We start from the raw sequence: 23686 nt of genomic DNA, 5'->3' as shown, positions 1-23686 counted from the left end.
CTATTTATATCTTATAGGTTTATTACAAGACGATTTTATTAAAATACTTACTTTATGTTCCCCAAGTCAAATCCCTGTTCTTTCGCTACTTGTAACAATTCTTGTCTTTTAATTTGTTGTTTCGTATATTTTGCAACTGCCTGCTCTGTAAATTTATCAACAGGTCCATTAGTATTTCTTAAATCATAATATTTTACCATTTCTTCATCATATTTTTTAAATACTTCATGATAATTTTCATATTTTTTGTATGTGTCTGTAAAAATTCTATTTTCATAATCCATTCTTGGCTTTAATTGTGGTTCTTGGTCAGGATACCCTATTCCCATTCCTATAACCGGAAATGTATGCTCCGGTAACTCTAAAATTTCCACAATTCTTCTGGCATCATTTAATATTGAACCAAAATATACAATTCCTAGCCCCAATGATTCTGCTGCATTAGCAACATTTTGAGCCATTATTGCAGCATCTGTAAATGATGAAAATAATCTATCAACGTCATTTGTATGATCTTCAGATGCATCTGCCTCTTGTAAAATTCTGTGATTTCTATAATTATCAGCAACAAACACCCAAAATTCAGGAGCTTCATTTACATATTTTTGAGTAGAAACTTCTGCTATTTGAGCTCTTTTTTCTTTATCAACAACTCTTATTATAGAAGCAGTTTGCATACCTATTGAAGTAGATGTTCTATTAGCAACATTGTATAAAGTTTCTAAAACGTCATCAGATAATTTCTCATCCTTCCACTTTCTAATTGATCTATGATTTAAAATAGTTTCTATAGTTTTATTAGTTTTCATAACACCTCCATTTTTTCATTTATACCCAGAATGTATTATTAATATCTACAAATTATTTTATTTGTTTTTATTTAATCTTCTACCCAAAATAAACTGTTCTAGATTGTGTTTATGATTATATTTTATAGACGAAAATTTATCTTTATCAATAATAATATCATTTATATCAATATCGTTTAATGCAGCAATTGCTACTGCATAGTGTATTACATCGGCTAATTCGTTTCCTAATTGAGACTTCAAGTCTTCATCCTCGACATGTTTTCTACCTGCCTTTTTATTTAAGACCTCTGCTACCTCACCAATTTCCTCTACAAGCTTCATAAATAAACTTTGATCATTTCCACCATTTATATAGTAGTCATATAAATATTCTTGAAGCTCTTCTATTAAAATTTTCATTTTGTATTCACCTCATAAAATTTAATTTTAATTTACCCTTTATTTTTTTTCTTCTAATCTTTTAATATAACTGTCATTAAGTTTTTCAAATAACATCAATTCCTTTTATTCGTTATTATAACATGAAATACAAAAAACCACTCTTAAAAAATAAGTTCCGATCAGACACCTCCGCAGCTCCTAAAGAGAGCGAGGAGCAGTGCCATAAGTGAAATCTCTTTATTTTTATCTCATTTTTAAATTTTTTATTTTTGTGGGTATAATTTTTCACTAAAAAATTATCGCAAATTTTAGATTTTTAATTTTGCGGGTATTTTTTTCGATCAAATTTTTATCGCTTTTTTAAGAAACTTCAATTTGTGGGTATATTTCATGAATAATTTTTGAAAATTTTACTCAATTTTATTATCTCAATTTTAAAGATAGCAATTTTGAGATAATTTTTAACCACTTTTTTGTTATCGCTTTTTTTAAATTTAATTTTTTGAGGATATTTTAAGCTACATTTTTATTATCTCTTTTTGTTATTTTTAATAATTGAGATTATTATATCATCCATATAAAAAAATAAAAGTTTACGTAGGCACCTCCTCAGACCATATCGATAAAAAATAAGTTCCGATTCGCCACCTCCGCAGCTCCCAAAGGGAGCGAGGACTCGTGGCAGAATCGGAATCTTATTTTTTATTTAGTACCAAACAATCTATCTCCGGCATCTCCCAGCCCCGGTAGAATGTATGCATCTTGGTTTAATTCTCTATCTAATGAAGCAACATAAATATCTACATCCGGATGAGCTTCTTGAATAGCTTTAACTCCTTCCGGAGCAGCAACTATATTTATTAATCTAATTGATTTACAACCTTGATTTTTTAATTCTGTGATAGCATCATTTGCTGAACCACCTGTTGCTAACATTGGGTCTAAAACAAAGATATCTCTTTCTTCAACGTCAGCCGGTAATTTTGCATAGTATGGAACAGGTTTTAATGTATCATGATCTCTGTACATACCAATGTGTCCAACTTTAGCACTTGGCAATAACATTAACATTCCGTCTACCATACCTAATCCGGCTCTTAAAATAGGAACTAATCCCAGTTTTTTACCTGATAATCTGTAGCCTGTTGTTTTTTCTAGCGGTGTTTGTAATTCAAATTCTTCTAATTCTAAATCTCTACATACTTCATAACACATAAGTTGCGAAATTTCAGTAACAACTTTTCTAAATTCATTTGTCCCTGTATTTACATCTCTAATAATGCTTAATTTATGTTTAATTAGTGGGTGTTCTAAAACTGTTAATTTACTCATTTTTTTTGCCTCCAAATATAAATTAATCTTCAATTTTGTTTACTCTATTTTGATGTCTTCCACCTTCAAATTCTGAATTTAAAAAATTATCTACTATATTTTTAGCTAATTCATCTCCTATGATTCTTGCTCCTAAGTTTAAAATATTTGCATTGTTGTGTTGTCTAGTTAATGATGCACTTAATGGATCTGAACAAAGTGCCGCTCTTATACCTTTAGCTTTATTACATGCAATATTCATTCCTATACCTGTTCCACAAATACCGATACCGTATTTAACCTCTTCAGAAATCACACTTTTTGTTAGTTTTTTTGCAAAATCCGGATAATCTACTGAATTTGCATTTTCCGGACCAAAATCTACAACTTCATATCCATTATCAATTAGATACTTCTTTATTGTTTCCTTTAAATCATATCCTGCATGATCTGAAGTAATACCTATTTTCATTAAACCCTCCTTACATTTTGAGAAGCCGACTTTTTAAGCCTATTCATAATGCTTAAACCATAGCCTTTTTCCTCAACACCTCTTATAACTACCAATTCAACACTATTTTCATCCATTTTTCTAAGAGAATCAAATAATATTTTGCCCATATATGACAAATCATTTTGATTTCCCATATATATTATATTTTCATTTTCAAATTTTCCTTTGTCATTTTCAAAAATCATTAATCCAATTTTTTTGTCCTGATTTTTAGATAAAATTTTTTTGACTGCTTTTCTAAAATTTTCATCATCACCAATTAATACTTGAACTTCTGCATTTGGTGCATAGTGTTTGTATTTTTGTCCCGGTGATTTTGGAGTTAAATTAATATTATTTAAACCTTCATCAATATAGACTATTTTCCAAAATTTTTCAAGTTTTTCTTTTGTATAATATCCAGGACGTAAAATTTTCGGATATTCTTCTGTTAAATCTAAAACTGTTGACTCTATCCCTATTTCACAGTCGCCACCATCTATCACAGCATCTATTCTTCCATCCATATCCTCAAGTACTGATTTTGCACTTGTTGGAGATGGCTTAGTTGAAAGGTTTGCTGAAGGTGCAGCAATTGGAGTTTCACACAACTTTATAAACTCTCTTGTAATTTCTTTATTAGGCATTCTGATTGCAACAGTGTCCAAACCGGCAGTCACTTCATTAGGAATAATTTTTGACTTTTTTAATATTACAGTCAAAGGTCCCGGCCATAATTTATTCAAAATTTCTAAATCAGACTCCTTCACATCTCTTGTCAATCTTTTTAATTCTGATATGTCTGAAATATGTAAAATTAAAGGGTTATCCATAGGTCTATTTTTAGCTTCAAAAATTTTTCTGCATGATTCGCCATTTAAACCATCTCCCCCTAGTCCATATACTGTTTCAGTAGGAATAGCTACCAACCCCCCATTTTTTATAATTTCTGTAGCCTCTCTTAAATTTTCATAATTTTGATTGTTTCTAAAATCAAAAATTTTTGTTTTCATAATTTCCTCGATATCTATAAATTAATATCATCCATATCTATATCTTCTAATTCTTTTGGATCTTCTACACAATAAAAACAGGGTTTATCTAAAATATATGTCGGATCAATATGGATATTAATGATTATCCCCATTTGATTATATAAATCCATTTCAACCTCATTTATAATTTTATGCATGGAATAAACATCTATATTTGCAGGTACTTCAACATGGCAAGAACCATATACCTTTCTTCTACCATATTCATGCAATTGTATATTATGAACTCCTACAATATATTTACCTTTTAGGATTATTTCAATAACCTTATCCATTGTCTTATCACTAATTTTTTTGCCTAAAAGCACTGTCCCCATATCAAAAAATATTTCAACTCCTGATTTTATTACTAAAATAGAAATAACTACACCAACATATCCATCAATATTTATATTTGTAAATTCAAAAAATATTATTGAAAATAGTACAATAGATGTTGCAATAACATCATTTAATGCATCTATAGCTACACCTCTATTTAAAGTGCTTTTTGACATATTTTCAGTTTTTTTGTTATAACTGTACATATAAATTTTAAGTAATATTGAAACAATCAAAATCACTATTGTAACAGGTTTAAAAATTATATCTTCAGGATTAAAAATATTTTCCAAAGATGATTTAAGCAATTGCAAACCAACAACAGTTACAAATAATCCAACCATCAATGTTGCAACATATTCTGTTCTACCATGTCCATATGGGTGATCTTTATCTGCAGGTTTTCCGGACAAAATTGAACCATAAATAGTTATAATACTAGTTAAACAATCAGATAAATTATTCCAAGAATCACTAACAACAGATATAGAATGAGTTATAAGTCCTATCACAAATTTCATAATAAATAATAGAAAATTTATAAACAATCCAATTATACCCGTTAATCTTATCAATTTATCTCTATTTTGTTTACATTCAAAATCTCTAGATTTTACATATTTATCTATAAAAAAATTAAACATTTTGCCTCTTTGTAGTATTATTTCATACTATCAATTAATTCTTTTAATTCGTCCGTCGTATCGACAATATAATCGGCAGATGTTGTTTCTAAAAAATCTTTATCTCTAAATCCCCATGTTACTGCTATTGTCTTTACACCAGTATTTTTACCTGTTTCAACATCAACTTCACTATCTCCAATATATAAAATTTCATCTTTTGAAATTTCTAATTTTTCAATCAATTCATTTAATACTAAAGGATTTGGCTTGCCGGGTTTTCCATCAACTAATCCCAAAACAATATCAAATAATCCATCTCCTATTAACTCCTTGAATAAAGGTTGTAATACACTGTACGGTTTATTTGAATATGCTACTAAAATATAACCCTCTTGCTTTAATTTTTTGATTAGATCAATAACCCCTTCATAAGGTACAGTTAAATATGAGGGCTGTGCATTATACCTATTTGTATAGTGAGTTAAAACTTCATCTATTATCTTTGCATCATAAATATGATTATGCGAAAACATTAAAGACTGTTCTATTAAATATCTTGAGCCATAGCCTAAAGCTTTTCTAATATATTCCGGCTCATCAATCTTATAAAAACCCTTTTCATACAATGTTTCATTAACTTGATAAACTATAGAATCTAAAGTGTTTAATATTGTCCCATCTACATCAAATGCTATTAATTTCATCTTGTCTCCTAAATTCATATAATCCTATAGATGTTGCTATAGGAAGGTTCAAACTGTCTACATCCTTACTTTGAGGAATAAATACTTTTTCTCCAAATTTTTCAAAATCTTTTGGAAGTCCCGATCCTTCATTTCCCATCACTAAAGAATAAGGTCTTTTTACAACTTTCTTATAAATACTATCTTGATTATTCATAGAAAGCATAAATAAGTATAAATTATTTTTATGTAATTTAATATAATCTTCCATAGTATCAAAATGGCTTATTTTCACTTTAAAAAAAGCTCCCATAGATGCTCTTATAGTTCTTGGATTAAAAACATCTGCTACATTTCCAACTAAAACTAAATCATAAATACTAAATCCTACCATCGATCTTATTATAGTACCTAAATTTCCCATATCAGAAATATTATGAAGAACTACATGATTATTTCCTTCAATTACATCTTGAGTTTCTTTCTTGAAAATTCCTATAACAAATGTATTATCTTTATCAGAAAGTTTTTTTATCAAATTTGAAGCAATTTCATATCTAATATTTTTTTCTTTTAATAAACTTATTAAATTTTCTTTATCCTTATATCTTTCATCAATAAAGACTATTTCAATATTTTTATCACTATTAATTAACTCTATAGTAGGAAAAGCTCCTAAAGTGTATGAATAATCTTCTTTTTTTGAATATTTTTTATATTTACGCATCTCTACTCCTTATATTATTTTATTAATATAGGCGAATTTAGTCAATTAATAAAATAAAATATTTTACGCAAAACTTTTTCTTTATTGTATAATAAAATTGTATTTCTATATACTAAAAAATAAAAAAATTAAGGAGAAATCCAATGAAAGATAGAAATTTAAGTTTACTTATGGACTTTTATGAATTAACAATGGCAAATGGATATTTTGTAAATGGATACAAAGATATAATTGCAAATTACGATTTATATTTTAGAAATGCTCCTGATAATGCAGTTTTTGCAATATCAGCGGGACTTGACACTGCTATTGAGTATATTGAAAATTTTCATTTTGATGATAATGAAATTGAATTTCTAAGAAATAAGAAAATGTTTTCTGATGAATTTTTGGAATATCTCAGAAACTTTAAATTTGAATGCGATATAATGGCTATTCCTGAAGGTTCAGTAGTATTTCCTAATGAACCGCTAATGAGAATTAGAGGTCCATTTATACAGGCACAATTACTGGAAACAATGCTTTTGCTAATTATTAATCATCAATCAATGATTGCAACTAAAACAAGTAGAATTGTACGTTTTTCAGGTGGAAAAGCAATTTTAGAATTTGGTTCAAGAAGAGCTCATGGCGCTGACGCTGCAAATTATGGTGCTAGAGCCTCATATATTGCAGGTGCTGCAGGTACTGCAAATACTCTTGCAGATTATAAATATGGAGTACCGGCTTTAGGAACAATGGCTCACTCATGGATACAATCATTCGACACAGAATATGAAGCATTTGCAACATATGCAAAAACTTATCCAAATAACACAGTACTTTTAGTAGATACTTATGATACCTTAAATCAAGGAATTCCTAATGCTATCAAAGTTTTTAATGATGTATTAAAACCTATGGGAATTACCCCTGGAGGTATAAGGCTAGATTCTGGAGATTTGGCTTATTTATCAAAAAAAGCAAGGATTATGCTCGATGAAGCAGGTTATGAAGATTGCAATATAGTTGCATCCGGTTCTCTTGATGAATTCAAGATAAAAGATATTATTAATCAAGGTGGAAAAATAGACGTTTATGGTGTTGGCGAAAGACTTATAACCTCAAAATCAAATCCTGTATTTGGTGGTGTTTACAAACTTGTCGCAATTGAAAAAAATGGAATTGTAAAACCTAAAATTAAAGTATCGGAAAATATAGAAAAAATCACAACTCCTGGCAAAAAACAAGTATATAGAATTTATGACAACGAAACAAATATGGCAAAAGCTGATTTAATTACACTAGAAGATGAAATAATTGATGAAAATATGCCTTTAACAATATTCCATCCACTATATACATGGAAGAAAAAAACAATTAATAACTTTTATGTGAAACCTCTTCTTGTTCCTATTTATAAAGCAGGAAAATTAGTATATAAAAGACCAAATATGGAAGAAATTAGGAATCATTATAAAGCTGAAATTAATTCTTTATGGGAAGAATATAAAAGACTAGATTCTCCTCAATTATATAAAGTGGACTTATCCCAAAAATTATGGGATTTAAAAAATAATTTATTAAATAAAGCAAAAGATAATTTACAATATTAAGGAGTAAATATATGATATACACAGTAACATTAAACCCTGCTTTAGATATTATTTATACAGCAGATAGTTTAGAATCGGAAGGCTATACATACGCAAATAATACTCAAAAATTTCCTGGCGGTAAAGCCATAAATGTATCAAGAATGTTAACAAATATTGGAATTCCAAGTATTGCAACAGGATTTTTAGGTGGACGACCTGGTAAATTTATAAAAAATTGGTTTAAGGAAATAAATTCTGAAACACATTTTATAGATATAGAAGATGACACGAGAATTAATGTAAGACTAAGAACACCGGAAAAGCATATTACTATTGCCGGCACCTATCCATCTGTTCCAGAAGAAAAAATATTAGAACTTTTAACATATCTTTCAAAATTAAGAGAAGGAGATATTGTTGTAATGGGTGGATCGATTCCTTGTAATGTAGATTTTGAAATTTATAAAAGAATTGCTGAAATTTGTAAAGCAAATAAAGCAGAATTTGTAATTGATATTCCACCTAAACAAATGAAAGAGTTGCTTCCTTATAGGCCTCTATTAATTAAACCAAATATTGATAATTTAGCTAAAATGTTTGATTTAGAACAGATAACAAACGAAGCTGATATTATTAAATATGGATTAAAATGTATAGAATTAGGTGCTAAAAATGTTATAGTCTCAGTCGGTGAAGAAGGCTCTTACCTATTTAGTGATAACGCTAATTCATATAGATCTTATGGTATAGATGGTGAAGAAGTAAATTCATTTAATTCCAGAGATGCCATGATTGGTGGTTTTATAGGAATATATATGAGAAAACAAGATGTTATAGAATCATTTAGAATGGCTTCAGCTGCTGCATCAGCTACTGCATTTGTTGAAGATTTAGCGGATCATGATTTAACAATGCAAATATACGAAAAAACAATTGTTGAAAAAATTGAACTATAAAATAGGATTGAAAAAAGAGATAGAAAATATAAATTAATCAAAATTAGTACTTGCATAATAATTATTACAATAAATAGGCCCTAGACATTGAAATCTAGGGCTTTTTCTAGTAATTTACTAATTTTTTTATAAAGACTCTCTTCTATCTTAAAGTAGCCATTTATACTATATTTTTTCAAAATCTCTTTCAAAATTTACAACGGAAACAAATTTTCCATCTTCATTTTTTATTTTTCTAACTCTTTTATTAAAATCAATTCTTTTCATCCAAATAACATGCTTACAACTTTGACATTCTAACTTAAATTCTATTCCTGTTCTAAGAATTTTCCATTCATTTTCCCCACAAGCATGTCCTTTTTTTAGTTTTACTAAATCTCCTAGTATATATTGTAACATTATCCTACCCTAATCCTTGAAAATGAAATTTTTTCTTCATTAAATTCTTTTATAATTTCTTTTCTCAATGCTCTTTGTACATCCCATTGTGTACCATTTTGAACCTTTGTTGCTATCTGAATTTTATATCCATACATATCTAATTCATCTATTCCCAAAATTTTAGGCCTTTCCAACAAATTAAATTGTTTATAAATAGTATTAGAAGCTTTATTTATAGCTTTTTCAATAATTTCAAAGGGTTTATCATCTGTAATATATAAACTAACAGATGCTCTCATTCTATTTACTGAATTATTTATAACTATAGAAATTTTGCTATTAGGTATGATAATTTCTCTTCCATCTATATCTTCAAGTTTAGTAATTCTCATACCAACATATTTAACAGTACCAGTTAGCCCTTCAATAGTAACCAAATCTCCTATGTTAAATTGATTTTCAAATACTATAAATGCTCCAGTAATAACATCCTGAACAATCGACTTTGATGCAAAAGCTATCGCCATACCACCAATTCCAGCAACAGCTAATATAGACGTAGTATCTACATTAAATACATCAAATATAAATGTAATCATCAAGAAATATAAAACAATATTTATAAAGTTTTTTAAAACTGATAAAATTGTTTTTGCTTTATATTCATATTTTTGATTTATTACAAAATGTTTTGCATTAATATCTAAAATTTTATTTACAACCATTTTTATAATTAAAAATATTAAAATTATAAAAATAATCTTAAAAATATTAGATACTATTGTATTTTCCTCATATATTTGTGTGATATTGTTCAATAAATACATCTAAAACTCCTAATATGCCTCTATTTTTTCAATTCTATTATCATAAATTGTGTAAAATGCTTGATTGTTGATATACCAATTTTTTACATCCTTTGCTTGTTGTTCTATTATATTACCATTTTCGTAAACTTTAATAAATGAATTTCCAATACATACTATCGAATTTCTTCTAATAGATACAGCATCTGCATCTATTCCCAATTCCTTATCATCTAATTTATTTAAGGAAATATCATATACTTTTATTCTCTTTCCATCTGCTACTGCTATTTTTTGATAATCATAGTCAAATGAAGAAATATCTGTTAAAAATATTTTTTTCATTATACTATTTCCCTTAATTAAATAAATATAACTATTTGATATTAATATATTATTTTCTCCCGAAATGAATGCCTCTAAAAACACTTCGTTAATAGTAGAAGTAAAAAATTGAATAGTATCATTATTTTTTATCGTTATCGTAGAAGATATAACCCCATTATTTAGATTCATTTCAATGATAGCTTCCTTGCCACCTTCAAAAAAATATGAAACAGGATTCTTTAATTTTTCACTTCTTTTAAGCTCTTTCAAATTTTTATCTAAAATAATTACAGAATTATCATTAAATAATTGTATTTGATTATTTTTTATTTTCACATTTTTTATTTCAGAATTTATTTTTACATTATTTTTTTCTTTTCCATTATTTCTATCTAACATCAAAATATTGCCTTCTTTTTCAAATAAATATATGTATTTATCATAATAAGTTCCAACAATATTTTTTACTTCAACATTAAATATTTCTTTATTAGAATTAAAAGCTTTTAGTACATTTCCTTCAATTTTGTAGTATTTGTCATCCACAACTCCTACAAACTTACTATTTGTACTAATTTCTGCATCAAATGTTTTCACATTTGCTTTCAATGTATTAAAGCTATAAATATTATATACTATAAATAATCCAACTATTAATAAGACTAAAAGTATTCCCTTAAAAATAGAAAAGTTTCTAAAAAAAGAGTTACTTTTTTTTATTCTATTAATTCTCATTTTTTTTCTATTTTTATTAGAATTTCTTTCTCCCATAATTTCCTCTTAATAATTAAAAAATACTAATTAATGTAAAATATACCAACACGATAGCACCTAAAACTATTCTATAATAACCAAATACCTTAAAATCATGTCTTTGAATATATTCTAAGAATTTCTTAATAACTATATATGCAACTATAAACGATAAAACAAAACCTAATGCAATCAATCCCCATTGTCCACCTGTTAAGCCTGTTGTTTTAATAAGTTTCAATAATGTAGCTCCTAACATAGTAGGAATAGCCAAAAAGAACGAAAAATCTGCTGCTGCTTTTCTATTCAATCCTAAAATCATAGCACCAATAATTGTTGCTGCTGATCTTGATGTGCCAGGCCACATAGCCAATACTTGAAAACAACCAATTAAAAAGGCAGTTTTATACCCTATTTCAAAAACATCTGTATGCTTAAATATTGTTTTTCCTTTATTTTTATCTTCTAAAAATATAATTATTATACCATAAACGATAAGTGCTAGTGCTACTGGAATAGGCTTAAATAATAATTTATCAATAATATCATCCAATTTTAATCCTATTACAGCTGCAGGTATCGCTGCTATAACTATTTTTTTCCACAAACTTACTGTTTTATTGTAATTAAACCAGTAGTATACCTTATTAATTAACTTTTTAGCACCTGATAATTCTTCAATTTTTTCAGGATAAGATCCACTATCTAATTTTTTCTTACCAAATGGATTTAATTTATCAAAATAAATAGCAATAACTGCAAGTATCGCTCCTAATTGAATAATAACAGTAAACGCATTTGAAAAGTTTTCCGGATTTAATCCGACAAATTGATTAACTAAAATCAAGTGTCCTGTTGATGAAACCGGTAAAAACTCAGTAATTCCTTCAATTATACTTAATATAATTACTTTAATAATTTCTAACATATTTTCTCCTATTTGTGATAAGGTTCATTTCTCAAAATACGAAATGACCTATAAATTTGTTCCAAAAGTACAACTCTCATTAATTGATGTGGAAATGTCATTTTTGAAAAAGATAATTTTAATTGTCCTCTTAACTTAACTTTATTATGTAATCCATTTGACCCACCGATTATAAAGCATATATCCGAATATCCATCAACCGTTATTTTCTCAATCTTTTCAGCAAATTTTGCAGAATCCATTTGCTTTCCTTCAATACAAAGAGGAATAACGTAAGCTCTTTCGTTTATTTTTGATAAAATAACATCGGCTTCCCTATCCATTCCCTCTTCAACCTTAGATTGAGAATATTTATTTGGCAATTTATATTCATCCACTTCTATTATATTAACATTTGCATAAGAGCCCAATCTTTTTTGATATTCTTTTATGGCGTCAGTAAAATATTTTTCTTTAATATTTCCAACACATACAATATCTATATTCATATGTATTTTCCTCCCAAATCAATTACCCTTCCGGTTTTAAATTCCTCTGCAACCTCTATATCTATGTCTTTTTCAACATTTACCCCGATATTTATCAATTCATTTTTCATACTCTGGAGTGCTTTTTTTGAAGTATTATTTGTCTTACTTAAATGCCCCAAAATCAATTTTTCTCCATTCGCATTGACAATTTCCTTCATAACATTTGAGGCTAAATCATTTGATAAATGTCCGTATTCCCCTTTAATTCTGTACTTCAAATCAATAGGATATGGACCATTTTCAAGCATCTCAATATCATGATTTGATTCTAATAATAATATATTAGAATTCCTTATAGAATCTACTATTAATTGAGATGTAATCCCCGTATCAGTAAGAATACTAATTTTTTGATTATTTTGGTAAAATATAAAAAATACCGGATCTGCGGCATCATGAAATGTGCTAACAACTTGAACATCTAAATCTCTAAAAGTAAAAAATGTATTTGATTTAAATACATTAATATTTTTAGGATCTACTTTTCCAATTTTATTCTTCATAGCAATCCATGTTTTCTCATTGGCAAGTATTGGAATATCAAACTTTCTACTCAATATACCCACACCTTTTATATGGTCAATATGCTCATGTGTAACAAATATCGCATCCAAATCTTCAGGTTTTTCTCCAATACTTTTTAATAATTCAACTAATAACTTACCTGTTAGACCACAATCAATAAGTATTTTAGAACTATCAGATTGTAAAAATATCGAATTGCCTGTTGACCCTGATGACAATGTGCATAACTTCATCATAACCTCCGTAATTATTAGTTTACCTTTTATAGAGGGAATTTTCAATAATAAAAATAAAAGAATTTTCTTACGTCGCTAGTTCACGACCTATGAACTAACCCCAAAAAGTTGTACTTAAAAATCAACTTTTTGTAGATATATTTTTTTCATGATAAAATATAATACAGAATTAAAAATAAAGACAGTTAAAGCATATTTAAATAATAAATGAGGATACGGATTTTTAACTAAAAAATATTGTCTTAATGAAAAAAGTTTTGCGTATCCACTAGTTCTCAACCTATCAATCTGCGAAAGTGGCTACGCAAAACTTTATTTATTTATAATACCTATAACCACAGGCATCTCTACATTTTTTTCACCGTTATCTAATTCAAAATACAATATGTACATAAATGGTCTGTCTAATTTCATGTCTACAATCTTACTTTCATCCGAAGTAGGAGCCGACTTTTCTTTTAAATTTATTTGTGTTTTAGATGTTGCCTTTCCACCCTGTTCATCTATTTTCATACTTGTAATTTGATCAATTAATGAAACAAAAATATTTTTATCTGATTCTTTTATATATGGAAAATTATTTTCGTTTTTATTAAAAATGGATTTAAGTCCCAAGTTCTTAATTGTAGGAATTAAATCAAATTTACTTTCCACTTCAAATTTAGGTATTAACCAATTGATTTTTGCTTTATCATTATATTCTTTATTTAAAATTTCTTTTAATTTATTTTCATCTTTAATCAGATCTTCTATTTTTACATTTTCATCAGGAAGCACAAATTCTATTTTAATAGAATTTTTAAATTGCATATTTGCCATTTGAAAATTACTACCTTTGTAATATTCTCCTATTTTTTTATTTTTTGACATAAAAGTTTTTTCTACTTCTGTAGCATTCGATAATTTAAATGGTAAATTTTTATTATCATTTTTATTAAATTCATTTTTCCATTTTGATTCAAAATATAAAGTATTAAATAAAGTAACTAATGTATCTTTTTCAGGTTTTATTTCAGGTTTTATCATATTTCTGGTCTTTTCACTAACCCATTTTTCCATCATTTTAGCAGTGCTTTTCTTAGATAAATCTTCAAAAAATACATCTGATAAATAATACTCTTTTGATCTATTTAAGAAATTTTTATTTACTAAATTTTTATCTGCTTCATTTATCCAAACACTATTATTTGTATCAAAAATTCCTTCATTATTAAATGTATTCAACGAAAACGCCAGTAAATTAAGATTATTTTCATTTAATTTTTCTCCATCTTGATTTAATAATTTCAATATTTCCGACTTAGATTTTTCACTCCCACCATTATATAAATTTGACATTGCATAATGTAAACTTAAAGGAGAAAATACTATATTTTCGTCATTTGAACTCTCTAAAAGTTCCTTAGATAAATTAAAAGAATAATTTTTAAAGCCTGATAAAAATTCCTTATTATTCCATTCATTATTTAATTTATCCTTAAAATATTTTTTCTTATCTTCAATTTTAGATGGTGACTTTGTTAAACTGTTATAACCACTACCAAAAATTGAACACGAAGTAATTGTTAATGTCAACAGTGATAAAACACCTAATTTAATCCATTTTTTCATATTTTCCTCCTATAAATTATATTTAATAATATTATATCATAAAAAAAGATAATCCTGAGAATATACTAAGAAAGATTTTTGAATATCTGCCCCTTCAAAACTCATAAATCAAAAAATGTTAGGGTGGTGCAAGCTCTTCAAAATCAAGAACTTAAGATATGATGGGGCTAAATATATCAAAAACATAATTAATTCGTCCCAGCAAAAGATTGATTTTTAATATAGCTAGGGTAGGTATTGCCCCCCTCAAAATCAAGAACTTAGGATATGATGGGGCTAAATATATCAAAAACATAATTAATTCGCCCCAGCATAATAAAAAATTGAATATAGCTGGGGTTCAGACACCCCCCTCAAAATCAAGAACTTAGGATATGATGGGGCTAAATATATCAAAAACATAATTAATTCGTCCCAGCAAAAGATTGATTTTTAATATAGCTAGGGTAGGTATTGCCCCCTCAAAATCAAGAACTTAGGATATGATGGGGCTAAATATATCAAAAACATAATTAATTCGCCCCAGCAAAAGATTGATTTTTAATATAGCTAGGGTAGGTATTGCCCCCTCAAAATCAAGAACTTAGGATATGATGGGGCTAAATATATCAAAAACATAATTAATTCGCCCCATCATAATAAAAAATTGAATATAGCTGGGGTTCAGACACCCCCTTAAAATCAAGAACTTAGGATATGATGGGGCTAAACCAACCCATTCAAAAATAAAAATAAAAAAATAAGGAGCCACCTGGTAATATAAATTTAACAACAAAAAATTATCAGAAAGAAAGGCTTCCTATGAAAACTAGTATAACAGAAGAAATGAAATTTCTTCAAAAAGTTGTGGAATATGCGATAAAACATAAAAATAATGCAGAGGCTGCAAGAAGTGTTAATGTCAACATAAAAATGTACAAAATTGATTATATAAGAATGTACACTTATTCCTCCTTCATATATTCTTTAAGTCTGTATGAATTTCCAGTTATAGATACGACTGTTGCGTGGTGTAACAGTCTATCTATAATTGCTGAAGCTATTTTCTCATCATAAAATAGCTTTGACCATTCATTAAAGTTTAAATTTGTAGTTATTATCGTACTTTTCTTTTCATATCTTTTATCAATAAGTTGAAATAACAATCTTTCATCGCCATCATTTAGCGGTAAATAGCCCATTTCGTCAATTATTAATAATCTATATCCTGTGTAATGTTTTATTCGTTGTTCTAGCTTATTTTCTAACTTTGCTCGTTTTAAGTTTTCTATTAAATCATGACATTTAATGAAATATGTGCTTATTCGTTTTTTAGCACTTTCTATTCCTATCGATGTTGCTAAATGAGTTTTTCCAACTCCACTATTTCCAAGAAATATTATATTTTCATTCTTTTCTAAAAATTTTAATGAACAAAGCATTTTTATTTGATTTTCATTTATTTCTTGATTAAAACTAAAATCAAAGTCATTTATTGTTTTTATATGTGGAAAACTAGCCACTTTTATCATTTGATTTGCTGCAACATATTTTTTATTTTCAACTTCATAATCAGTTAACTTTAACAATCCATCAATTAATGATATATTTGGTTGATTTAATTCATTTTCTAAATAAATTAACATTTGTTTTAAATTCAAATATTCTAAATTTGAAACTAATCTTTCATAATTGATACTATTTTCCATAATTTCCTCCAATTTTACTTAAATTTTCATTTACTAAAATTTGAACTTTTTTCTCATCATAACTAGGTAAATTATTCTTGAAAATTTCTAGATAATGGCTTTTATGATAGTTTAATTTATTTTTAGAAATATTGTGAACTGTTATTACTTTTGTGTTATCATATATGTGTAGTTTATTATCTTTAACTATTAAATTAACTCTTTTATTTTTATATTCTGGTGGTAGAGAATATTGATTACTTTTGTATGAAATCATACAACTAGAGTTAACTTTAAGAATTGTTGAAGATATTTTGTAAAGATTTCTTAGTGATTCATTTGGTAATGGCATTAAGGAATCTTTTTCAATTTCTAACAAACTTAATGGTATATTATTTGTGCCTTGATGAATATTTAAGTTTACTCTATTATTAATTTTTTCTACTAATTTTAATAATTGTTCATAATTAATTTTTGTTTGATAAGCATAAATTTCTTCAAGTATTTTCATACTTGATTCAACTTTGCCTTTAGTTTGAGGTCTTCTAGCCATACATGGTTTTAAGCTTATATTAAAATCATTTAAGAATTGATTAAATTTATTATTAATTTTTCCATCAGAATCCTTAGTTCTTGGTTCATCCATAATTGTTTTCATATTATCTGATAAAATTGTTTTTGGAACCCCTTGTATTAATTCAAAAGATCTTGTTAAAAAGTCTAAAACCACATCTTGCTTTTTATCTAAAGATACATGAAAAATTCTATATCTAGAGTATGAAAGTTGAAATACAAAAATATTTAATTTAATTATTTCACAATCACTAGTGATAAAGGTCATATCTTCTTTCCAATCAATTTGAGCTTGTTCACCTGGAGAAGTTTCAAATCTAATTTTTGCACCATCTTTATATTTTTTCTTAGAAAAATATTTTTGGAATTTATCATTGTTTAATATATATCTTCTAAAACTTGATTCGCTTACATTTAAGTTATGATTTTCTTTCAAATATCTGTAAAGTATTGATTTAGAGTAAAATCTTTGAATTGAATTTTCATCTAAAAGTTCTTCGATTATATTCTTAAAATTGTCTATTTTTGAAGATTTATTTCTAGTTTTTTTCTTTTCATATCCTTCGTAATATTTTTTTATTGTTCTTCTATCCACATTTAGTTCATTAGCTAATTGTGAGTAATTAACTTTTAAGTTGTTTGCATCCATAATTGTTTTTAATGTTGATAAGTCTTCTAAATTTTTAATTTCAAAATTTATATTATTTAGAATTAATGAATATTTCATATATGTCTCCTAATATTTAATATTCATTTATTTTATCAAATTGTACATTTTTATTTAATCGTTTTTGTACATTGTTATATTAGCATTTACATACTAAGAAAGATTTTTGAATATCTGCCCCTTCAAAACTCATAAATCAAAAAATGTTAGGGTGGTGCAAGCTCTTCAAAATCAAGAACTTAAGATATGATGGGGCTAAATATATCAAAAACATAATTAATTCGTCCCAGCAAAAGATTGATTTTTAATATAGCTAGGGTAGGTATTGCCTCCCCCTCAAAATCAAGAACTTAGGATATGATGGGGCTAAATATATCAAAAACATAATTAATTCGCCCCAGCAAAAGATTGATTTTTAATATAGCTAGGGTAGGTATTGCCTCCCCCTCAAAATCAAGAACTTAGGATATGATGGGGCTAAATATATCAAAAACATAATTAATTCGCCCCAGCAAAAGATTGATTTTTAATATAGCTAGGGTAGGTATTGCCCCCTCAAAATCAAGAACTTAGGATATGATGGGGCTAAATATATCAAAAACATAATTAATTCGTCCCAGCAAAAGATTGATTTTTAATATAGCTAGGGTAGGTATTGCCCCCTCAAAATCAAGAACTTAGGATATGATGGGGCTAAACCAACCCATTCAAAAATAAAAATAAAAAAATAAGGAGCCACCTGGTAATATAAATTTAACAACAAAAAATTATCAGAAAGAAAGGCTTCCTATGAAAACTAGTATAACAGAAGAAATGAAATTTCTTCAAAAAGTTGTGGAATATGCGATAAAACATAAAAATAATGCAGAGGCTGCAAAAAGATATAAAACTAGCAGACAACAAGTACAAAGATGGCAAAAAAAATGATGAGACAGTAAAATCTTTAGCAAATAAATCATGGCGTCCACATAGCTATCCTAATGAGCATACACAAGATGAAAAAGAGCATCATAAATCTACAAACAATGCCTATCCCTGTCAAAGTACGGTTTGTTTATCTCATTGACAGAAATATATATTGTTTGTGAATTATAATTATGACTTTTGAAAATATTATTAGATTGCTTTCTTGTCACATATGTTTGACAATCCTAGACAGTGGCGTTAGCAAAACTTTTATTTTTATTTACTTTAATCCAAAAATCTAGTATAATACAGATAAATAACTCTTAGGGGAGTAGCTTATATATATTTAGTCGTCAATACGGATTTATCCCGGCTAAATACCGAAAGGAAGCAAGACCTAAAATATTTGTAGGTCTTTTTTTTATTTTAAATTGGAGGTAAAAATGGAAAAATATTATCTAAATGATAATCAAACTGTTCTTAAAAATCTTAATGCAAACAAAGATACAGGGCTTTCATCTCAAGAAGCTAAATCTAGAGTTGAAAAATATGGTTTGAATCAATTAGAACAAAAACAAGGTAAATCATTTATCCAAAAACTAATAGAACAATTATTAGATCCAATGGTAATTATTCTTTTGGTTGCTGCTATTTTATCATCTCTTACAGGAGACATGATTGAAACAATTATTATTTTAGCTATTGTAGTATTAAATGCAGGAATGAGCTTAGTTCAAGAGGGTAAGGCTGAGGATTCAGTAAAAGCCTTACAACAAATGTCAGCTCCAAATGCTAAAGTACTTAGAGATGGAAAAATAAAATCTATTCCGGCAACTGAATTAGTACCGGGTGATATTGTTCATTTAGAAACAGGGGATATCGTACCCGCAGATATTAGACTTTTAGAAAGTCAAAACCTTTCAAGTGATGAATCTTCATTAACTGGAGAATCTGTACCAGTTGATAAAGATGCTGAAGTTATTTTTGATAAAGATATAGAAATTGGAGATAGAACTAACTACATTCATTCATCCTCAATAATTACAAGAGGTAGATGTATTGGTGTTGTTGCAACTACCGGTCACGATACAGAAATCGGTAAAATTGCCACAAATATTCAACAAACTAAAGAAGAGGAATCTCCTCTTCAACAAAAATTATCAAAATTATCAAAAACACTTGGTATATTAGTTATTGCGATTTCAATATTAGTATTTATAATAGGATTAATTCGTCCGGATATGGATGTTATTGAATCACTTATGACAGCTGTATCTCTATCAGTTGCTGCTATTCCTGAAGGTTTAGCTGCCGTAGTTACTATTGTTCTTTCTATAGGTATGAATAGAATGGCAGCAAGAAATGCCATTGTAAAAAAACTTTTAGCTGTAGAAACTTTAGGGACAACAACTTTCATATGTTCAGATAAAACTGGTACATTGACACAAAATGAGATGACTGTAAAAAAAGTATTCACAGATGATAAAGTTTACGATGTAGATGGCGTTGGATATGCTCCAGAAGGTGATTTCACTGTTGACGGACAAAAAATAGATATCGGAAAACATTCAAACTTAAAAATGTTATTAACAGCTGCTAGCTTAAATAGTGATGCAAAACTTACACATGAAAATAATAAATGGGAAATAGTTGGAGATCCAACAGAAGGTGCATTGGTTACACTGGTAGAAAAAGGTGGTCTTTCGAATAAAATTCTAAATGAAACATATCCTAGGGTTAAAGAATATCCTTTTGATTCATCAAGAAAAATGATGACAACATTTCACAAAGGATATTTTGAAAATGACTACATAGCATTTACAAAAGGTGCTCCAGATATTATTTTTGAAAAGTGTTCACATATTTTATTAAATGGAGAAATTAAAGAATTTACTCCTGAATTAAAAGAATTATATCAAGAAAAAAATATTGAATATGCTAGACAAGCTCTTAGAGTTTTAGCTTATACATTTAAAAAATGGAATAAATTACCTGAAACAAGTAATACCGAAGAAGTAGAAAAAGACTTAGTTTTAATTGGAATTTCAGGAATGATTGACCCTGCAAGACCTGAAGCTAAAATTGCAATTGCAGAATGTATGACAGCAGGTATTACTCCTGTTATGATTACAGGTGACTACCTTGAAACAGCCCTTGCAATAGCTAAGGATTTAGGTATTGCAACTAAAGATGACCAAGCAATCATGGGTAAAGAATTAAATGATATGACTCATGAACAAATTAGAGAATTAGTTAAAGTAAAGAGAGTATTTGCTAGAGTTTCTCCTGAAAATAAAGTGCAAATTGTTACAGCTATTAAAGACAATGGAGAAATAGCTGCAATGACTGGTGATGGTGTAAATGATGCACCAGCTATCAAAAAAGCAGATATTGGTATTGCAATGGGAATAACTGGTACTGATGTTGCTAAAAATACAGCAGAAGTTATACTAACAGATGATAACTTCGCAACAATAGTAAATGCAGTAGAAGAAGGAAGAATTATTTATGCAAATATCAAAAAATTTGTAACATTCTTACTTTCGTGTAATATAGGTGAAGTTATTATAATGTTAGTTGCAATGATTGTAGGAGCTCCTGTTCCATTAACAGTTATTCAATTACTTTGGTTAAACCTTGTAACAGACTCATTCCCTGCATTAGCTCTTGGTGTTGAAAAAGGGGAACCCGATATAATGAATGAACCACCTAGAAAAACTGACGATCAAATTATAGATAAGAATTTAAGAGATAATATTGCAGCTCAATCTATAGCAATAGCTGTAGCAACTTTAGGTGCATTTTTCATATCCTATAACTTTATTTTTGCGGGATATACTCATGAAATACAAGTTCGAGCAGCTCAAACAGTTGCTTTTGTAACATTAATTTTATCAGAATTATTAAGATCTTTCTCTGCAAGATCAGAAAAATATACAGTATTTGAATTAGGTATTTTTTCGAATACGCAATTAGTTTATGCATTTTTAGGATCATTTATATTAACACTTGTTGTAGTATATACACCAGGAGTTAATAATATATTCAATACAGTTGCTTTAGATTTACAAGCTTGGGGGATAGTACTTCCATTTGCATTTTTACCATTTATAGTTGGTGAAATTCACAAACTTATTGAAAGAAAAATGGGATTACATGATTAGAATTAAAAAGTATCCGTCAAAAGCAACACTTTTAAGTTGCTCCCAAAATGGAACACAAAAATCTAATAACAATAAATTTTTATAAAATAATTATTTTTTATTATATATAAATTAGTGATATAATTATAAAGAGATAAATTTATTAAACTTGGAGGCAAAATGGAAATATTAAAATTAAGACCTGCCACAAAAGACTACCTTTGGGGTGGTACAAAATTAAAAGAAAAATATAATAAAACAAGTAATGAAGATGTTTTGGCTGAAACATGGGAATTGTCAGCACATAAAGATGGTGTTTCAATAATTGAAAATGGTGAAATTAAATTTACTGATTATTTAAAAGAAAAAGGAAATTCTGTAATTGGAAAAAATTATGACAAAGACAGATTCCCAATTTTAATTAAATTTATAGACGCTTTAAAACCTCTTTCAATTCAAGTTCATCCTTCCGATGAATATGGACTAAAACACGAAAATGACTACGGTAAAACAGAAATGTGGTATATTCTTGAAGCTGAAGAGGGAGCATTCTTATATTATGGATTCAATAGAGAAATAACAAAAGAAGAGTATAGCAAATCTATTGAAGATGGAACAATTGAAGAATTATTAAACAAAGTTTATGTAAAACCAGGAGATGTAATGTTTATAGAATCAGGGACAGTTCATGCAATCGGTGCAGGTATTGTTATCTGCGAAATTCAACAAAATTCAAACATTACTTACAGAGTTTATGACTATAAGAGAAAAGATAAAGATGGAAATGAAAGAGAACTTCACGTCGAAAAAGCTATTGAAGTTTCAAGATTAACTCCAAATCCAAAATACTCATTTGACAGCAAAAATAGTATAAATGATAAACTAACAAGATTAGCTAAATCAGACTACTTTGATGTATTTTCCGGAGAACTGAAAGATGAAGAAGAAATGTTCAATATTAGTGAAGATTCTTTCCACTCAATTATTGTTGTTGACGGCGAAGGAATATTAGAAGATGAAAATGGACAAACTTACAAATTGTTAAAAGGTGATTCTTACTTCATTCCTGCCCAAAATAATAAATATAAAATGAGTGGAACATTAAAATATGTAATTTCAACATTACCATTATAAAAATTAGTGAGAGAAATGGCTTAATTGCTATTTCTCTTTTATTTTAAAGGAGTATCCATGAAAAAAATAATTTGCTTTATATTAATTTTATTAATATTAACTTCTTGCTCAAATAAAAAACTTTATGATGTTGTGAAAATATTTGATGGAGATACGATAGTGATAAATATCAATAATAAGAATGAAACTGTGAGGCTTCTAGGGATTGACACACCGGAATCAGTACATCCCAATCCTAAAAAAAATACAAAATATGGAAAAATGGCTTCATTATATACAAAAAAACTTTTAACTGGTAAAAAAGTAAGCATTGAACTCGATGTTCAAAAGAGAGATAAATATAAAAGACTTTTAGCTTACGTATATTTAAATAACAAGATGGTGAATGAAACTATCATAGAAAACGGATTTGCAAAACCTCTTACAATAGCACCAAATGTTAAATATACAAAAAAATTTACAAAACTATTTCAAAAAGCAAGAAAAAATAAAAAAGGTCTTTGGAGCATTGGTTATAAATTTAAATGAAAAAAGGAACTAAAATCTCTCTTAGTTCC

General features: G+C 27.6%; 23 protein-coding genes. 6 read left to right on the top strand and 17 right to left on the bottom strand.

All coding sequences use genetic code 11. From position 1 onward, the window contains the following. Positions 1-47: 47 nt before the first annotated feature. The 8 genes from EQF90_RS00170 to EQF90_RS00135 all read right to left on the bottom strand — a co-directional run bounded on the left by EQF90_RS00170 (position 48) and on the right by EQF90_RS00135 (position 6409). Positions 48-809 carry an NADPH-dependent oxidoreductase gene (locus EQF90_RS00170; protein WP_134711334.1) on the bottom strand — a complete coding sequence of 254 codons (762 nt, stop codon included), beginning with the start codon at positions 807-809 and terminating at the stop codon, positions 48-50. Between the two features lie 57 nt (positions 810-866). After that, a complete protein-coding gene (locus tag EQF90_RS00165) occupies positions 867-1211 on the bottom strand; it encodes a MazG nucleotide pyrophosphohydrolase domain-containing protein (RefSeq protein WP_134711335.1) in 345 nt (114 codons plus the stop codon). 684 nt (positions 1212-1895) lie between these two features. Beyond that, positions 1896-2525 carry a uracil phosphoribosyltransferase gene (gene upp, locus EQF90_RS00160; RefSeq protein ID WP_134711336.1) on the bottom strand — a complete coding sequence of 210 codons (630 nt, stop codon included), beginning with the start codon at positions 2523-2525 and terminating at the stop codon, positions 1896-1898. A gap of 22 nt (positions 2526-2547) precedes the next feature. Further along, on the bottom strand, positions 2548-2976 hold the full coding sequence (gene rpiB / locus EQF90_RS00155; protein WP_134711337.1) for a ribose 5-phosphate isomerase B: 429 nt from the start codon (positions 2974-2976) through the stop codon (positions 2548-2550). Beyond that, positions 2976-4010, bottom strand: coding sequence for an L-threonylcarbamoyladenylate synthase (locus EQF90_RS00150; RefSeq protein ID WP_134711338.1), 1035 nt, complete (start codon positions 4008-4010; stop codon positions 2976-2978). Before EQF90_RS00150 ends, rpiB begins: the two co-directional genes overlap by 1 nt. 14 nt (positions 4011-4024) lie before the next feature. Then, positions 4025-5017: a cation diffusion facilitator family transporter gene (locus tag EQF90_RS00145; protein WP_134711339.1), complete on the bottom strand. Its 993-nt coding sequence runs from the start codon at positions 5015-5017 to the stop codon at positions 4025-4027. A 17-nt stretch (positions 5018-5034) separates the two neighbouring features. Further along, positions 5035-5703: an HAD family hydrolase gene (locus EQF90_RS00140; protein WP_167604041.1), complete on the bottom strand. Its 669-nt coding sequence runs from the start codon at positions 5701-5703 to the stop codon at positions 5035-5037. Continuing rightward, positions 5684-6409 (bottom strand): TrmH family RNA methyltransferase, encoded by a 726-nt coding sequence (locus EQF90_RS00135; RefSeq protein ID WP_134711341.1) that lies wholly within the window; start codon positions 6407-6409, stop codon positions 5684-5686. The genes EQF90_RS00140 and EQF90_RS00135 overlap by 20 nt, the downstream gene beginning before the upstream one ends. A gap of 143 nt (positions 6410-6552) precedes the next feature. On the opposite strand from EQF90_RS00135, the gene EQF90_RS00130 reads away from it, so the two are divergent. Together EQF90_RS00130 and EQF90_RS00125 are read left to right on the top strand one after the other, a co-directional pair. Then, positions 6553-8004 (top strand): nicotinate phosphoribosyltransferase, encoded by a 1452-nt coding sequence (locus EQF90_RS00130; RefSeq protein WP_134711342.1) that lies wholly within the window; start codon positions 6553-6555, stop codon positions 8002-8004. Positions 8005-8015: 11 nt separating this feature from the next. Beyond that, positions 8016-8942, top strand: a complete 927-nt coding sequence (locus EQF90_RS00125; RefSeq protein WP_134711343.1) for a 1-phosphofructokinase — start codon at positions 8016-8018, stop codon at positions 8940-8942. A gap of 165 nt (positions 8943-9107) precedes the next feature. On the opposite strand, the gene EQF90_RS00120 is transcribed toward EQF90_RS00125, so the two are convergent. The 9 genes from EQF90_RS00120 to istA all read right to left on the bottom strand — a co-directional run bounded on the left by EQF90_RS00120 (position 9108) and on the right by istA (position 18006). Continuing rightward, positions 9108-9341: a DUF951 domain-containing protein gene (locus EQF90_RS00120; RefSeq protein WP_134711344.1), complete on the bottom strand. Its 234-nt coding sequence runs from the start codon at positions 9339-9341 to the stop codon at positions 9108-9110. After that, positions 9341-10150, bottom strand: coding sequence for a mechanosensitive ion channel family protein (locus EQF90_RS00115; RefSeq protein ID WP_134711345.1), 810 nt, complete (start codon positions 10148-10150; stop codon positions 9341-9343). Before EQF90_RS00115 ends, EQF90_RS00120 begins: the two co-directional genes overlap by 1 nt. A 9-nt stretch (positions 10151-10159) precedes the next feature. Next, positions 10160-11227 (bottom strand): hypothetical protein, encoded by a 1068-nt coding sequence (locus EQF90_RS00110; RefSeq protein WP_134711346.1) that lies wholly within the window; start codon positions 11225-11227, stop codon positions 10160-10162. A gap of 16 nt (positions 11228-11243) precedes the next feature. After that, positions 11244-12137 carry an undecaprenyl-diphosphate phosphatase gene (locus EQF90_RS00105; protein WP_134711347.1) on the bottom strand — a complete coding sequence of 298 codons (894 nt, stop codon included), beginning with the start codon at positions 12135-12137 and terminating at the stop codon, positions 11244-11246. An 8-nt stretch (positions 12138-12145) separates the two neighbouring features. Continuing rightward, the gene (gene rlmH, locus EQF90_RS00100) at positions 12146-12625 is read right to left on the bottom strand and encodes a 23S rRNA (pseudouridine(1915)-N(3))-methyltransferase RlmH (protein ID WP_134711348.1); all 480 of its coding nucleotides are present in this window, start codon (positions 12623-12625) and stop codon (positions 12146-12148) included. Continuing rightward, complete coding sequence (locus tag EQF90_RS00095; protein ID WP_134711349.1) at positions 12622-13425, bottom strand: MBL fold metallo-hydrolase; 804 nt, start codon at positions 13423-13425, stop codon at positions 12622-12624. Before EQF90_RS00095 ends, rlmH begins: the two co-directional genes overlap by 4 nt. A 315-nt stretch (positions 13426-13740) precedes the next feature. Continuing rightward, positions 13741-15039: a serpin family protein gene (locus EQF90_RS00090; RefSeq protein ID WP_134711350.1), complete on the bottom strand. Its 1299-nt coding sequence runs from the start codon at positions 15037-15039 to the stop codon at positions 13741-13743. 944 nt (positions 15040-15983) lie between these two features. Further along, positions 15984-16727 (bottom strand): IS21-like element helper ATPase IstB, encoded by a 744-nt coding sequence (gene istB / locus EQF90_RS00085; protein ID WP_134712067.1) that lies wholly within the window; start codon positions 16725-16727, stop codon positions 15984-15986. Beyond that, positions 16717-18006, bottom strand: a complete 1290-nt coding sequence (istA, locus tag EQF90_RS00080; protein WP_134712068.1) for an IS21 family transposase — start codon at positions 18004-18006, stop codon at positions 16717-16719. Before istA ends, istB begins: the two co-directional genes overlap by 11 nt. A 729-nt stretch (positions 18007-18735) precedes the next feature. Here istA and EQF90_RS00075 point away from each other — a divergent pair. From EQF90_RS00075 to EQF90_RS00060, 4 genes are all read left to right on the top strand, one after another. After that, positions 18736-18873, top strand: coding sequence for a helix-turn-helix domain-containing protein (locus tag EQF90_RS00075; RefSeq protein ID WP_134710798.1), 138 nt, complete (start codon positions 18736-18738; stop codon positions 18871-18873). Between the two features lie 422 nt (positions 18874-19295). Next, the gene (locus tag EQF90_RS00070) at positions 19296-22016 is read left to right on the top strand and encodes a cation-translocating P-type ATPase (RefSeq protein WP_134710799.1); all 2721 of its coding nucleotides are present in this window, start codon (positions 19296-19298) and stop codon (positions 22014-22016) included. Positions 22017-22175: 159 nt separating this feature from the next. Next, positions 22176-23129 (top strand): type I phosphomannose isomerase catalytic subunit, encoded by a 954-nt coding sequence (locus tag EQF90_RS00065; protein ID WP_134710800.1) that lies wholly within the window; start codon positions 22176-22178, stop codon positions 23127-23129. A gap of 57 nt (positions 23130-23186) precedes the next feature. Continuing rightward, positions 23187-23657: a thermonuclease family protein gene (locus EQF90_RS00060; RefSeq protein WP_134710801.1), complete on the top strand. Its 471-nt coding sequence runs from the start codon at positions 23187-23189 to the stop codon at positions 23655-23657. Positions 23658-23686 lie beyond the last annotated feature (29 nt).

This window comes from Helcococcus ovis (genome assembly GCF_004524775.2).
Classification (GTDB): domain Bacteria; phylum Bacillota; class Clostridia; order Tissierellales; family Peptoniphilaceae; genus Helcococcus; species Helcococcus ovis.
The sequence above is the reverse complement of the archived record's forward strand: the minus strand, read 5'-3'. Positions and strand labels throughout refer to the sequence as shown.